Genomic DNA, 596 nt, shown 5'->3' with positions numbered 1-596 from the left:
ATTGTCGAATACTGTAAGCTTGCAGCACTGCAACCTTGTTCGAAATCCAACGTTCTAGAACTTCCTTCTCCCTCCGAGCTACAAAACTTCTGCCAACACCTAGTCGATTATATTTCCGAAGGCCACTTCAAAATCTACGATATGGTGATGGATAAGTGGAAAGCCACAGGCTTTGTCGCAACAAACGAAATCAACCAAACTTACGGCAAAATCGTGCTAACCACAGAACCGTTGTTAAACTTCACCGATAAGTATTCAGACGTGACAGAAGATGATGAGTTAGAGGATTTCGACTCTGATATGTCTTTGATCGGAGAGATCATTGAAACGCGCTTTGAAGTAGAAGACCATTTGATCCAACTTATCGCGGATAGCCTTGCGATGCCTCCTGGTGCATAAATGATAATAGAAAGGAGTGAAAGGGTTGATGACTATATATCAGCCCTTTTTTGTACCTCACAACCGAGTGAAGTGAATAGATACAAAAAAGGCACCCGAAGGTGCCTTTTCTTTTAAGCTCTTAACGATTACTCGTCAGAAGAGAAGCCAGCGTTTAGAAGTGCTGCTAGGTTATCTGTTGCTTGTTCAGCAGATGG

Annotated in this window: 1 protein-coding gene; it reads left to right on the top strand. The window is 42.6% G+C overall.

What is annotated here, in order from left to right; genetic code table 11:
• A partial coding sequence (rsd, locus tag R7190_RS28965; RefSeq protein ID WP_318138079.1) for a sigma D regulator occupies positions 1 to 399 on the top strand: 399 nt, incomplete at its 5' end.
• Positions 400 to 596 lie beyond the last annotated feature (197 nt).

This window comes from Vibrio sp. 1078-1, assembly GCF_033340475.1.
Note: the sequence above shows the minus strand (reverse complement) of the source record. Positions and strands in the feature narration are given on the sequence as shown.